Source organism: Streptomyces sp. Je 1-332, from assembly GCF_040730185.1.
GTDB lineage: Bacteria > Actinomycetota > Actinomycetes > Streptomycetales > Streptomycetaceae > Streptomyces.
In genome coordinates this window covers 8,040,840-8,053,777 of the sequence record NZ_CP160402.1, presented here as the reverse complement: position 1 = coordinate 8,053,777, position 12,938 = coordinate 8,040,840, and the positions used below count along the sequence as shown (strand labels likewise).

The 12,938-nt window shown below is 68.4% G+C and carries 11 protein-coding genes and 1 pseudogene; 3 read left to right on the top strand and 9 right to left on the bottom strand.

What is annotated here, in order from left to right:
* The first annotated feature begins 60 nt into the window (after positions 1-60).
* Both ABXJ52_RS36370 and ABXJ52_RS36365 read left to right on the top strand, forming a co-directional pair.
* Positions 61-2,517, top strand: a complete 2,457-nt coding sequence (locus ABXJ52_RS36370) for a carbohydrate-binding protein (RefSeq protein WP_367048328.1) — start codon at positions 61-63, stop codon at positions 2,515-2,517.
* 5 nt (positions 2,518-2,522) lie between these two features.
* The gene (locus ABXJ52_RS36365) at positions 2,523-4,346 is read left to right on the top strand and encodes a ThuA domain-containing protein (RefSeq protein ID WP_367049481.1); all 1,824 of its coding nucleotides are present in this window, start codon (positions 2,523-2,525) and stop codon (positions 4,344-4,346) included.
* 71 nt (positions 4,347-4,417) lie between these two features.
* Here ABXJ52_RS36365 and ABXJ52_RS36360 read toward each other — a convergent pair whose 3' ends face one another.
* The 8 genes and pseudogenes from ABXJ52_RS36360 to ABXJ52_RS36325 form a co-directional block, all read right to left on the bottom strand.
* Positions 4,418-5,722 carry a bifunctional GNAT family N-acetyltransferase/ATP-binding protein gene (locus ABXJ52_RS36360; RefSeq protein WP_367048326.1) on the bottom strand — a complete coding sequence of 435 codons (1,305 nt, stop codon included), beginning with the start codon at positions 5,720-5,722 and terminating at the stop codon, positions 4,418-4,420.
* 167 nt (positions 5,723-5,889) lie between these two features.
* Complete coding sequence (locus ABXJ52_RS36355; RefSeq protein WP_367048324.1) at positions 5,890-6,765, bottom strand: alpha/beta hydrolase; 876 nt, start codon at positions 6,763-6,765, stop codon at positions 5,890-5,892.
* Between the two features lie 48 nt (positions 6,766-6,813).
* A pseudogene (locus ABXJ52_RS36350) lies at positions 6,814-7,026 on the bottom strand (helix-turn-helix domain-containing protein); the annotation flags it as partial.
* A 356-nt stretch (positions 7,027-7,382) separates the two neighbouring features.
* Entirely contained in the window at positions 7,383-7,637 is a 255-nt protein-coding gene (locus ABXJ52_RS36345) for a hypothetical protein (protein WP_367048322.1), read from the bottom strand.
* Between the two features lie 85 nt (positions 7,638-7,722).
* A complete protein-coding gene (locus ABXJ52_RS36340) occupies positions 7,723-8,505 on the bottom strand; it encodes a phosphodiesterase (protein ID WP_367048321.1) in 783 nt (260 codons plus the stop codon).
* 209 nt (positions 8,506-8,714) lie between these two features.
* Positions 8,715-9,401: a hypothetical protein gene (locus tag ABXJ52_RS36335; protein ID WP_367048319.1), complete on the bottom strand. Its 687-nt coding sequence runs from the start codon at positions 9,399-9,401 to the stop codon at positions 8,715-8,717.
* Between the two features lie 114 nt (positions 9,402-9,515).
* Positions 9,516-10,115, bottom strand: coding sequence for a dihydrofolate reductase family protein (locus ABXJ52_RS36330; RefSeq protein ID WP_367048317.1), 600 nt, complete (start codon positions 10,113-10,115; stop codon positions 9,516-9,518).
* A gap of 142 nt (positions 10,116-10,257) precedes the next feature.
* The gene (locus tag ABXJ52_RS36325) at positions 10,258-10,830 is read right to left on the bottom strand and encodes a helix-turn-helix domain-containing protein (protein WP_367048315.1); all 573 of its coding nucleotides are present in this window, start codon (positions 10,828-10,830) and stop codon (positions 10,258-10,260) included.
* 98 nt (positions 10,831-10,928) lie between these two features.
* Here ABXJ52_RS36325 and ABXJ52_RS36320 point away from each other — a divergent pair, with 98 nt between their 5' ends.
* Positions 10,929-12,002: an alpha/beta fold hydrolase gene (locus ABXJ52_RS36320; RefSeq protein WP_367048313.1), complete on the top strand. Its 1,074-nt coding sequence runs from the start codon at positions 10,929-10,931 to the stop codon at positions 12,000-12,002.
* Here ABXJ52_RS36320 and ABXJ52_RS36315 read toward each other — a convergent pair.
* Complete coding sequence (locus tag ABXJ52_RS36315; RefSeq protein ID WP_367048311.1) at positions 11,986-12,930, bottom strand: bile acid:sodium symporter family protein; 945 nt, start codon at positions 12,928-12,930, stop codon at positions 11,986-11,988. The two genes, ABXJ52_RS36320 and ABXJ52_RS36315, sit on opposite strands and share 17 nt — an antisense overlap.
* Between the last annotated feature and the right edge of the window lie 8 nt (positions 12,931-12,938).

Here is a 12,938-nt window from a genome sequence, read left to right as displayed (position 1 = left end):
AGCCAGCGCGGCCGGCGCGCGCCCTGCCTGACACGCCCCCAAGCGTCAGGAGGATGCCCCATGTCCCCACGCCCTCGTACAGGGCTCAAGTTGCTCACCGCACTCGCGCTCACACTGTCCGGGCTCACCGTCACCACGGCCGCCAGTGCGGGCGCGGATGTCCGGGACATCCCGGCTGCTGACTACCAGCAGGTCCAACTCGCCACCGGCGGTGCGGAGTTGGGCGAGGCGATGTCTCTCACCGTGCTGCCCGACCGTTCTGTTCTGCACACCGCCCGTGACGGCACGGTCAGATACACCGACCCCACCGGGAACACCAGCCAGGCCGGAAAACTGGACGTCTACACCCACGACGAGGAGGGGCTGCAAGGCATATCCGCCGCCCCGGACTTCGCCTCGAGCCGCCACGTGTACGTCTACTACTCCCCCAAGCTCGACACCCCGTCAGGTGACGCGCCGGCCACCGGGAGCGCCGCCGAATTCGAGCGGTGGAAAGGGCATCTGAATCTCTCCCGGTTCACGCTCAAGTCCGACAACACCCTCGACATGGCCAGCGAGAAGGTCGTACTCGAAGTCGCCAACGATCGCGGCCAGTGCTGCCATGTCGGCGGGGACATCGACTTCGACGCGGCCGGGAACCTGTATCTCAGCACAGGTGACGACACCAATCCGTTCGACTCCTCCGGCTACGCGCCCATCGACGAACGGACCGACCGCAACCCGCAGTTCGACGCCCAGCGCTCCTCCGGCAACACCAACGACCTGCGGGGCAAGGTGCTGCGCATCAAGCCGACCGCAGACGGCGGCTACACCGTCCCCGCCGGGAATCTCTTCGCCCCCGGCACCGCGAAGACCCGGCCCGAGATCTACGCGATGGGCTTTCGCAACCCGTTCCGGATGAGCGTCGACAAGAAGACCGGCATCGTCTACCTGGGTGACTACGGACCCGACGCGGGCGGCGGCGACGCCAACCGCGGACCCGGCGGCCAGGTGGAGTTCGACCGCATCACCGCCCCGGGCAACTTCGGTTGGCCGTACTGCACCGGCACGAACACCAGCGCCGAGACATACAACGCGTACACCTTCCCCAGCGGACCGTCCGGGGCCAAGTACGACTGTGCGGGTGGCCCTGCCAACGACTCGTTCCGTAACACCGGCCAGGCCAAGTTGCCCGCCGCGCAGTCGAGTTGGATCAAGTACGGCTGGGAAGGGTCGCCGCCCGAGCTGGGCAGCGGCTCCGAGTCCCCGATGGGCGGCGAGGTCTACCGCTACGACCCGGATCTCGAGTCGTCCGTGAAGTTCCCGCAGTCCCTCGACGGCCGCTTCCTCGCCACCGAGTACGGCCGCAAATGGATCAAGTCGATCGAGGTGAAGTCCGACGGATCCCGGGGCACCATCGAGGACTTCCCGTGGACCGGCACCCAGGTCATGGACAGCGACTTCGGCCCGGACGGCGCCCTGTACGTACTCGACTACGGCACCGGGAGCAACAACCAGGCCCTCTACCGCATCGAATACCTCGGCGGTTCCAACCGCAGCCCGATAGCCAAGGCCGCCGCGGACAAGACCTCCGGCGCCGTGCCGCTCACCGCGCAGTTCTCCTCCGCCGGAAGCTCCGATCCCGAGGGTCAATCCCTCAGCTACTCCTGGGACTTCGGCGACGGGTCCACATCGATCCAGGCCAACCCGTCCCACACGTACACCACGAAGGGGACCTACCGGCCGACGCTCACCGTCAAGGAACCCGAGGGCCTGACCGGCAGCGCCAGCCTCGTGGTGACCGCGGGCAACACCGCACCCACGGTCTCCCTCCGACAGCCGCCTGACGGAAAGCTGTTCTCCTTCGGCGACACGGTGCCCTTCGAGGTCTCGGTGAGCGATCCGGAGGACGGCGCGATCGACTGCGCGAAGGTCAAGGTCACCTATCTCCTCGGGCACGACAGCCACTCGCACGCCATCACGTCCAAGAACGGCTGCAGCGGCAGCATCACCGTGCCGGCCGACGGCGAGCACGACAGCGCGGCGAATCTGTACGGGGTCTTCGACGCCGAGTACACGGACACGGCGGGCCTGACCACGCACCACCGCCGAACCCTGCAGCCGCGCCACCGCCAGGCCGAGCACTTCACCGCCCAGTCAGGCATCCAGATCGCCGGGCACGGCAACGCGGAAGGCGCCAACACCGTCGGCTTCACCGACGACGGCGACTGGATCTCCTTCAAGCCCTACGCACTCGGCGACGCGAAGTCGTTCACCGCCCGCATCTCCTCGGGCGGCGCCGGGGGCACCATCGAGATCCGCGCCGGTTCACCGACCGGTGCCCAGCTCGGCTCGGTGGCCGTGCCGGTGACGGGCGGCTGGGAGAACTTCCAGGACGTGACGACGAACCTCTCCGCAGCGCCGTCGGGGACCACGGACCTCGTGCTCGTCTTCAAGGGCCCGAGCGGTCAGGGCAACCTCTTCGACGTCGACGCGTTCACCCTCGCCACGGCCACGCAGAAGGGGCGCCGACCATGAGCAGCATGCGTAGAGTGTCGAGGCGGCTGGGCCGCGCACCCGCCGCTCTCGTCCTCGCACTGGCCGCCGCTCTGACCGTGCCGATCAGCGCGTCGAGCGGGTCCGCGCGGGCCGCGTCCACGGAGGAGGCCGACGCCCGAGTGAACACCGCCCCCTATGACGTCCTCGTCTTCTCCAAGACGGCGGGCTTCCGTCATGACTCGATCCCGGCCGGCATCGACGCCCTGCGCGGCCTCGGCCAGGAGCAGGGCTTCACCGTCACGGCCACCGAGGACGCCACGGCCTTCAGCCCGGACAACCTCTCCGGATACGAGGCCGTCGTCTTCCTCAGCACCACGGGAGATGTCCTCAACAGCGCCCAGCAGGACGCCCTGCAGTCGTACGTCGACTCCGGCGGCGGTTACGTCGGGGCGCACGCGGCGGCCGACACCGAGTACGACTGGCCGTACTACGGGCAGCTCGTCGGGGCCTGGTTCAAGAGCCATCCCGCCATTCAGCAGGCCACCGTGGTCAACGAGGACCGCACCCACCCGGCGACCTCTCACCTCGGTGCCACCTGGACCCGTACCGACGAGTGGTACAACTACCGCGCCAACCCCCGCTCCGGCGTCCACGTCCTGCAGAGTCTGGACGAATCGACCTACAGCGGCGGAGAGATGGCGGGTGACCACCCCATCACGTGGTGCCATGCGCAGGGCCAGGGCCGTTCCTTCTACACCGGTCTCGGTCACACCGCGGAGTCGTACGCAGACCCCGACTTCCGCACCCTGCTGCTGGGCGCGGTCCGCTGGGCCGCGGGGCAGGCGCCCGGCGACTGCACCCACCGCGATACCCGGCCGGCCAAGAAGGCCGCCGCCGAGGAGGGATCGCAGAACGTCCATCTCTTCTACTACCCGTGGTACGGAAGCCCGTCCCTCAACGGGAGTTGGCGCCACTGGCCCCAGGGCGGACACACGCCGCCCGACGACGTCGGCGCCGACTACTACCCGGCACTCGGCGCGTACGACTCCGGAGACATGCAGGGCGCCGTCGCCCAGCACATGAAGTGGGTGAGGAAGTCAGGCGCCGGGGTCATCGTCTACAGCTGGTGGGGCCGTGACGGTTACGAGGACCAGCTCGCCAAGGGCGTCCTGGACGCGGCGGCCAAGGAGGGCGTCAAGGTGGCCTGGCACCTGGAGCCGTACTCGGGGCGCACCGCGGCCTCCACGGTGTCCGACATCCAGTACATCAACGACACCTACGGCAGCCATCCCGCCTTCCACCGTTCCGCCGAGCACGGCGACAAGCCCGCGTTCTACGTCTTCGAAAGCCTGCGGATCACCGACTGGACGGCGCTCGACGAGGTGACGGACAACAACATCGTGCTCGCTCAGACGACCGACACCACGAAGATCGCGCACTTCTCCGGGATGTACACGTACGACGGGATCGCGGGGGCGACCGCCCCCGGCTGGAAGCAGGCCGGTGACTACGCCCGTGCCCACGACTTGATCTGGGCCCCGTCGGTCGCACCCGGGTACATCGACGACCGGGCGGTCCCGGGCAACACCACTCCCACCCTGGACCGCGCGAACGGAACGGCGTACGACAAGCAGTGGAACAACGCCCTGGACCCGGCCATCGGCGGCTCGCCGGCCTGGGTGTCGGTGACGTCCTTCAACGAGTGGCACGAGGGAAGTTCCATCGAGCCCGCCGACGGATCGCCGCCGGCCGGTCACGGCTATCTGACCTTCGAAGGAGCGTACGGAAAGACGGGTGAGGCGGCGGAGACCGCCTATCTGGACCGGACGGCGTACTGGGCGTCGCGCTTCGACGGCATGCGGAACTGACACCCAGGGGGACAGCGCACGCAGGCAAGAGCCCCCGGAGGCCGACGAGGTCTCCGGGGGCTCGCGCCTGATCAGAACCGGGCGTGTGTGGTGATGTCGGACTCGAACTGGTCGACCATCTGAGGCGTCACCGTAGGGCGGCACTGGGCGATCGCCTCCAGGTAGCCGGCCGTGCTCGCGCCCGGCAGTGCCTCCGCGGCGGCGCGCTGCCCGGCGGCCGAGACGCCGACCGAGGCCAGGTCGCGCTCGAAGGAGTTCTGGGCGGCGATCCGCGCGGCGTGCTCGATGTCGGCAGGCGTGAACTGGTCGCTCGCTGCCACCAGTTCGTCGATGTCCACCTCCGGTCTGCCGTCGGTGTAGCGCTCCCAGATCGCCGCGCGGGCCGCCTTGTCCGGCGTACCGATCGGGATCAGGTAGTCGAACCGGCCGGGGCGCAGGAAGGCCGGATCCAGGGAGCGGATCGAGTTCGTCGCACAGATCAGGAGCCGCTCGTCGCGCTCCCGGAAGCCCGGAATGAGCTTGAGCAGTTCGTTGGTCACCCCGTGCATCCCGCCGGGCTGCGCCGGTTCCTGGCGCACCGGGGCGATCTCCTCGACCTCGTCGATGAAGACCAGGACTCGTTCCAGCTCGGCGATGGCTGCGAACGCGGAGCGCAGCGCCGCCGCCAGATTGCCCCCGTCAGCGAGCCGCGAGGGCAGGATCTCCACGAACGGCCAGCCCAGCCGCGAGGCGATCGCGCGCGCGAAGGTCGTCTTGCCGGTACCCGGCGGGCCGAACAGACCCACCGCCCGCGGCGGGCGCACACCGTGGCGCGCCGCGCGCTCCGGCTCGGCGAGCGGTAGCACGACCCGCCGCTCGATCAGATCCTTCTCACGCTCCATGCCGACGACCTTGGCCCACAGATCACCGGGCAGCAGTCGGCCGCCGAGGTCGTCGAGAAGACTGGCGGCGGGGCCGTGCACCGGCTCGACCTTCTCGAAGTAGGCGACGGCAGGCCGGCGGGTGTAGCCCGCGTTGAGCAGTCCGTCACCGAACAAGTCCTCCTCCGGCAGGACATAGGCGATCCGGCCGACCCGTGCGGCGACCAGGCGGCGCTCGAGCTCGACCAGAAGCGCGCTGGCCAGGCCCCGCCCGCGCCAGGCCGGGGCAATCGCGATCCGCATCACCCAGGCCCGCTCCCCGGCCACACAGCCGAGGGCCATCCCGATCGGCACACCCTGGTGGACCGCGACGACACCGGGCTGGCGGGACGTCAGAGCACTGATGCACTCCGCCACGGAGAAGACGGATTCCTGGCCGAGCTCGGCCGTGGTGTCCATCAGGTGGACCACTGCAGCGAGATCGCTCTCGCGGTAGTCATGGATCAGCCAGTTCACAGGTGCCGCTCCTCGGTCATTCTCGTGGTCGCGCCGATGCGGCGAGGCTAGAGGCGCCGAAGACCACGGGTCGTGCGCCACAGTGCACAAGGCGCGAGGGGGAAACGCTACGAACCGTCACTGGGCGCGGGACGGCGAACATGCTCGGGACCGCCCCTGAACGGCCGCTACTGGGGGTCTGGGCCCGACCGAAGGAAACCTACGAGTGCGGAGGCCAGCGCTTCGGGCGCCTGTTCGGCGACGTGGTGCCGGGAGTCGATGCCGTGACCGCGGACGTCGTGCGCCCACCGGCGCCAGATCGCGCGGGGATCTCCGTACAGCTCCTCCAGGTCGTCCTGAAGCGACCAGAGGACCAGCGTCGGACAGCCGACGCGTGCACCGGCGGCGCGGTCGACCTCCTCGTGTCGTCGGTCGACGGTGAGGCCGGCGCGATAGTCCTCGAGCATGGACCGCACCACGTCGGGGTTGCGTGTGGCCTGCCGCCACTCGTCGTAGTTCTCCTGTCCCATTGCCTCCGGGTCGCCGACGTACCAACTGTCGGGATCGGCGGTGATGACTCGCTCGGGAATGGCCGGTTGCGCGAAGAAGAACCAGTGCCACCACTGGGTGGCGAAATCGGCGGTGACTCGCGACAGATGCTCCGTCAACGGCAGGCAGTCGGCGAAGACCAACCGCGAGACGGCCTCGGGATGGTCGAGCGCGAGGCGCAGTGCCACGCTCCCGCCGCGGTCGTGCCCGACCAGTGCGAACCGATGATGTCCGAGGTGCCGCATCACGGCCACCACGTCCGCGGCGACCGCGCGCTTGGAATAGCCCGCGTGATCCGCCGTAAAGGCCGGCCCTCGGGAGCGCCCGTATCCCCGCAGATCCGGGCAGATTACCGTGCGGCCGGCTCGTACGAGCAGGGGAGCGACCCGGTGCCACGTCGCCGAGGTGCGGGGATGGCCGTGCAGCAGCACCACTGGCGGGCCGTCCCCACCGAACCGGACGAAGATGCGCGCTTCCCCGACATCGACCTGCGTCGCCGTGAACCCTTCGAACACCCCGGCCTCCTAGTCTCGGAAACACTCTTGTGTCCGCTCCATGACCGGTCATACGTCGTCGAGCAGCAGCCGCCAAGCGGTGAGCGCGAGCCCCGCTCGGATCAGGCTGGTGGGCTCGGTGCTGTCGAAGTCCAGGATCTTGCCGATCCGTTCGAGCCGACGGGCGAGGCTGCTGTGGTGCAGGGGGCAGAGGTCGGCTGCCCGGCGCAGGGAGCCGGTGGCGCAGTAGGCGTCCAGCGTCTCCTGGTCCAGGTCTTGCGGACCACCAATGCCCAGGTGAGTGACACGCTTCAAGAGGCCGTTCCGGCAGGCTCAGAGAGGTGCCATCTGCAACTCGCCGATGGCCCCCAGGCCGACTCGTGCCGCCAGCCACGCTGCCCGTCGGGCTTCGACCTGCTTCACGTGGACATACACCGTGTGGTCAGGCGCAGGCTCCTCGAGGTTGAGGTCGCGGGCATTCACACACACCGTCAAGTAAGCGCCTTTGGAGCCCCCGCGACCGAGGCCGACCTCCGGAGCCTCGGGCCAGCCACTGAAATCCCAGCGGACCATGGCCGGGACGTCCCCTGCCGCAGCCAGGAACTCCTCCACTGTTTCCGGGGCCATGCACCACCTGCTCATGAAGATCGGGAGCAGTCCGACGGGGAGTCACCCGTGCGCGAGGAGCCATGGCGGTCGGCCCCGTAGGACCACCAGTCGGCATCCGGCATGACTTTGGTCAACCGCTCCAGCTCACGGGTGGTGGAGACGAGTGCTTCGAAGTCGACTTCGAGGCCCCCGGTGTCGGCAAGGGCAAGCAGCCGCCCGGCGACTCGCAGTGCCTCGGCGACATTCGTCGTCCTCAGCACCGCCTGCGCGTACGAGTTGCTCATAGCAAGCAGTCTGCCAAGCTACCCGCCGGTTCACGACCGAGTATCTGAACAACCCTCCGGTTCAGCGGCAGCCACACCCGGCTTCTCAGAAGTGGGCGATGGGTGCTGCGGCGTGACTGACGGAGACGGTGTGGGTGATGCAGGAGGGTCCGCTGAGGAGGTGGAGGAGGAAGGACGTCGGCTCCGGGAGGTAGTTGGGTACGCCGCCGCGGAGGGCCAGGCCACTTTGCAGGTGGGTGCTGGGAGCCGTGGCAAGGACGCTGCCCGCGAACGCGGCGGTGATGGGGCGGTGCACATGGCCCGCCAGAACCCGGGCGACATTGCCGTGCCGGGTGAGCAGATCGGCCAGGTCCTCGCCGTCGTCCAAGCGCATCCCGTCGAAGAACGGGATGCCGACCGCGATCGGCGGGTGGTGCAGGCAGACAACCGCCGGGAGTTCCGGCCTGCGAGCGAGGACCCCGTCAAGCCACGCCAACTGCGAGTCACCCAGGCGGCCGCCGGGTGACTGGGGGACCGACGAGTCCAGGACGACGAGGGTGAACGTGGGGTAGTCCACCGCGTAGTGTGCCTGCGCTCCGGCATCCAGGAAGCGTGAGCCGGCGAACTCCCCCAGCAGCACTCGGTGATCGTCGTGGTTGCCTGCCACCAAATGCAGCGGCAGGGGGAAGCGGTCGATCACCTCGCGCAGCGCCCGGTAGCTCGCCGGGGTGGCACGATCGACCAGGTCCCCGGTGATGACCACGCAGTCAGGCTGCGGGTCGAGCGTGAGGATACGGCAGAGTGCCCGGGTCAGCCCTTCAGCGGGAGCGCCGGCCAGTGGGCCGGTTGCGATGTGCGGGTCACTGAGGTGCGCGATGGATGCAATCATCCTGCAACGCTCCAACGCCACTTCAGGTGCGGCAACTGATAACGCTCAGGGTGAACTTGTGATGGCGACGGTCCTCGTAGGCACCACGACTTCATCTACTTCGTGTACTTCGAGGGAGACATCCCGGAGGTGGAGCTCTTCACGAGCCAAGAAGAACTCCTGGGGTTCGTCCGGCGGTTGGAAGCCGGAGCGCCGCCGGAGCGGGTTTGTTAGACGTCGGATTTCTGCGGTCCTCGGAGCAGGTACTTGTGCAGGTCGCTGTGGGTGTCCCCCGCCTCGATCCGCAGCCACGTCCCGTCGCGGAAGCTCAGGAGCAGCATCCGTGTCTCGTACTCGTAGGGGAAGGGGTCGGCCAGGCTCGCCTCTTCGGGGGCGAGCCTGGCGACGACGTTCATGCGCTTCTCGCGGTCCATGACTCCTCGCACGGGCGGAGCGGCCAGGACGATGCCGTCCTGGGTGATGACGACGAGGCGCGCGTCGCAGGTGGAGTGGGTGTACCAGCGCAGCAGGAACTGCCCCGCGGCCCCCTGCCAGTTGCCGTCGAAGACGCGGTCGAGCCCCTGCTCGACGATGAGAGCCTCACGCCGCTCGTCGTCGGCGTGCTTCTCCCGGCGCCGCTCCCTCTCTCTCTTGCTGGTGGAGAGGGCTCGCATGACCGCCTCGTGCGCGCCGTCCAGCGGCGTCAGCAACCACCCGATCAGGATGAACGGTGAGATGAGCGCCGTTCCGAGCATCTCCAAGATGGGCATTCGCCCCGGCCGGAGCCGCGGTGACCCGGCCGCCTGGAGCACATCGGCGGGGGGCGCGGGAATCTTGTCGAGCGTGCACCATTCCGCGGCCTCGGCCTGGATGCCCAAACGGTCGGCGATGACGCGTCGTTTACCCCTGGATGTCACGACAGGCCCTCCTCGCCCACCTCGCACAGCACTTTGATGCGCCGTCAGGCTATCCGGTACCGATGGTGCGAGACATCACCACCATCGTGAAAACGAAACCCTTGGTCGCGTCGCTCAGCTGGTGACGCCGCGCCCGTACGTCAGGAAGACCGCGCCGCTCTTGAGGACGGTCTGGTCCTCGAGGGTCCAGGTGCGCGGGTCGAAGGAGGCCTTGCGGGAGAACAGCGGGATCCCGTCGCCAATGGTCAGCGGGCCGACTTTGAGGATCAGCGTGTCGATCTCCGCATACAGGGAGCCGGCCAGCTCGGCGCCGCCGAGCAGCCAGATGTCCTTGCCGTCTTGTTGCTTCAACTCCCGCACGGCCGCGACCGCGTTGTCGGCAACCAGCTCGACGGCCGAGGCGGGGACCTCGGTCAGGGTTCGGGAGAACACCAGATGCCGCAGGTGGGGAAAGGCGTCGTTGATTCCGGCCGCGAGACCGATCTCGTAGCTGCGCCGGCCCTCGAGGACAGTATCGAAGCGCGTGCCCTCCGCCGTGACGGACAGTGCCTGCCGGGCCTGAACGGGCAACGTCTCCGGGTACTCGGCGACGAGGTGTTGTATGTAGTCCTCCTGTAGAGGCCAGAAGCCGTTCGGTCCGGTGGGGTCCGCGCCGTCCGGGCCGGCGATGAAGCCATCGAGAGTGGTGGCGACGTAGTAGACGAGTCTGCGCACGCAGGTTCCTTCCGTCAGTCCGCTGTCGCGGTGCGGCCCGGGGCCGCCGGTTGGCGTGGCCAGGGTGCGGTGCCGCTGAGCGACGCTGTCACCCTAGGCCGAGAACCTCAGCAGCAGCCATCTTCATGTGTCAGACGATGTGTCAGACGTCGGTGACGTGCACGCGCTCGCCTTGCTGCCCGTAGATGGCGATGGTCTCCGCCGGTGTGTCATCCCGGGCGTTGCCGATCCAGTGCGGAGCCGCTGTGTCGAACTCCGCGGCTTCGCCCGCCGTCAACTCTGTCCGGGTGTCGGTCAGGACGAGTTGGACCGTCCCGTGCAGCACGTAGAACCACTCCCGGCCTGGATGCGTGTGGAATCGCGGTACCGGGAGTGTCGACAGTGGGGGGTAGATCACCTTGTACGCGCGCATGCCACCCGTCTTCACGCCCAGCGGCACGAAGGTCAGCCCGTCCTTGTGAAAGGGGCGCAGGTGGACCCGCGGGTCGCCGGTGGACGGCGCGGCTACGAGCTCGTCGAGCGGCACGGCGTAGGCGCGGGCGAGGGGCAGGAGCTGTTCCAGAGTCGGGCGGATGTGCCCGCGTTCGAGTCGCGAGATGGTGCTCTGCGTGAGCCCTGTGCGCTCCGCCAGAGTGGCGAGCGTCAGGCCGAGGGCCTGCCGGAAGCCCCGCAGCCTCGGCCCGACGTTCTCCAGTACCGCCTGGTCTTCCGTCACCGGCCGACACCTCCACTGCCGCGTGGGCACCTGATATGCGTTTTGCAAGTCTGCAAAAGTGCGTGCAGTTCCGCAAGGATCTCTTCGAGGATCGCACCATGACACTCACTCCGAACACGAGGCACCCCCATCGCCGACGCGTGCTTCTGCTGACCGGCGCCCTGGCTCTCTCACTCGCCACTCCCCTGACCGCCGCCTCCACCTCCGCCTCCACCTCTGCCTCCAACTCTGCCTCCAACTCCGCCTCCACCACCGGGAAGGCGACGGCGTACGACGCCGCGACGGAGCACGACGCGGGGTTCAACGCGACGTTCAGGCACAAGTTCGCGACGGTGCGCGGCGTGCGCATGCACTACGTCACGGGCGGCGAGGGGCCGGCTCTGGTGCTGCTGCACGGCTGGCCGCAGACCTGGTACGAGTGGCGCAAGGTCATGCCTGCGCTCGCCCGCCATCACACCGTGTACGCGCTCGACCTGCCCGGCCTCGGCGACAGCAGGGGAAACCCGGCGAGCTTCGACAAGAAGACGCTGGCCCGTCACGTCCACGAACTGCTGCGTGATCGCATCGGACTCGACAGGTTCGACTTGGTGGCACACGACCTGGGTGCCGGAGTCGGCGCCCAATACGTCTCGCAGTTCCCTCGGCAGGTCAACTCCTATGTACACATGGACTATCCGCTCCCCGGACGAAGGCTTCCCGCCGCCAAGTACCGGACGTTCTCCTGGCACATGGCCTTCAACAGCCAGCAGGCAATACCCGAAAGACTCGTCGACGACCGGAACGACATGCGTGAGTACTTCACGACCTTCACCACTCAAGTCGCTTACGGCGGAACGGCCTTCGGCGGAACGAGGACCGAGCCGCCCTTCACCGAGGCGGAGACCGACGAGTACGTCCGCACCTACGGGCGTCCGGACGCGCGGCACGCGGGGTTCGAGCTCTACCGGAGCCTGGACAGGGACGAGCGGGACAACGCCGCCGCCACGCCCACGGACACCCCCACCCTCCTCCTCACGGCGACCGGCTCGCTCGCCGCCACCCGGCCGACCCTGACGCCGATGCTGCGCAACGTCACACGCGCCGTCGAGATTCCGAAGTCGGGGCACTGGCTCGCTGAGGAGAACCCCGGTGCCGTGGCGCGCGAGATCCTCAGTTTCACCGCCGCTCGGTGACCTGCCGCCCTGACGCGTTCCCCCGCAGGTCCGGAGCCATGCGGCGCAGCAGGAAACCCGCGGTCAGGGCCATGACGAACATGAGCACCGCGTAGACCGCCGAGGGAATGGCCATCCGGGTGCTGTCGAGAAGCGAGGGGCTCAGGGCGATCGCCATCGACAGCGTCGTGTTGTGCATGCCGATCTCGAAGCAGGTGGCGACGGACTGCCGGTGATCGCCGCGGGCCAGCCGGGTCGCACCGTAACCGACGGTGAGGGATATGGCGGCGAAGAGGGAGACGACGAGGCCGACGTCGGCGAGGTAGTCGAGCACGTTGTTCCGCTCGGCGGCGAGCGCCGCGATGATGATGCCGACGAGCGCCGCCACGGCCGTCACCTTGACCGCCCCGGTGGCGCGCTCGGCGAAGTCCGGCCGCCGGCGCCTCACCAGCATCCCGGCCCCGACCGGCACCAGCACGACGAGAAAGACCTGCAACGTCTTGTCGAAGCGCAGGCCCAGCGCTTCGTCCGTGCCGCTCATGAAGTGGTCGAGGGAGAGGTTCACGACGATCGGCAGCGTGACGACGGCGATGACCGAGTTGATCGCGGTCAGCGTGACGTTGAGGGCGACGTCACCTCCGAAGAGATGACTGAAGATGTTCGCCATTGTGCCGCCGGGAGACGCCGCGAGCAGCATCATGCCGACGGCCAGCGCGGGGCTCAGGTCGAAGGCGAGCACCAGACCCAGACAGATGGCGGGCAGCAGCACCAGCTGACAGACGAGCGCCACGGCCACGGCCCGCGGATACGCCGCGATCCTTCGGAAGTCGGCCACGGTCAGACCGAGCCCGAGGCCGAACATGATCACGGCGAGCACGGCGGGAAGCAGATAGGTGGTCAACGGTGAGTCCACGCGAACAGACTCCGGGAGGCCGCTCGAAAAGTACACGCTAAGTA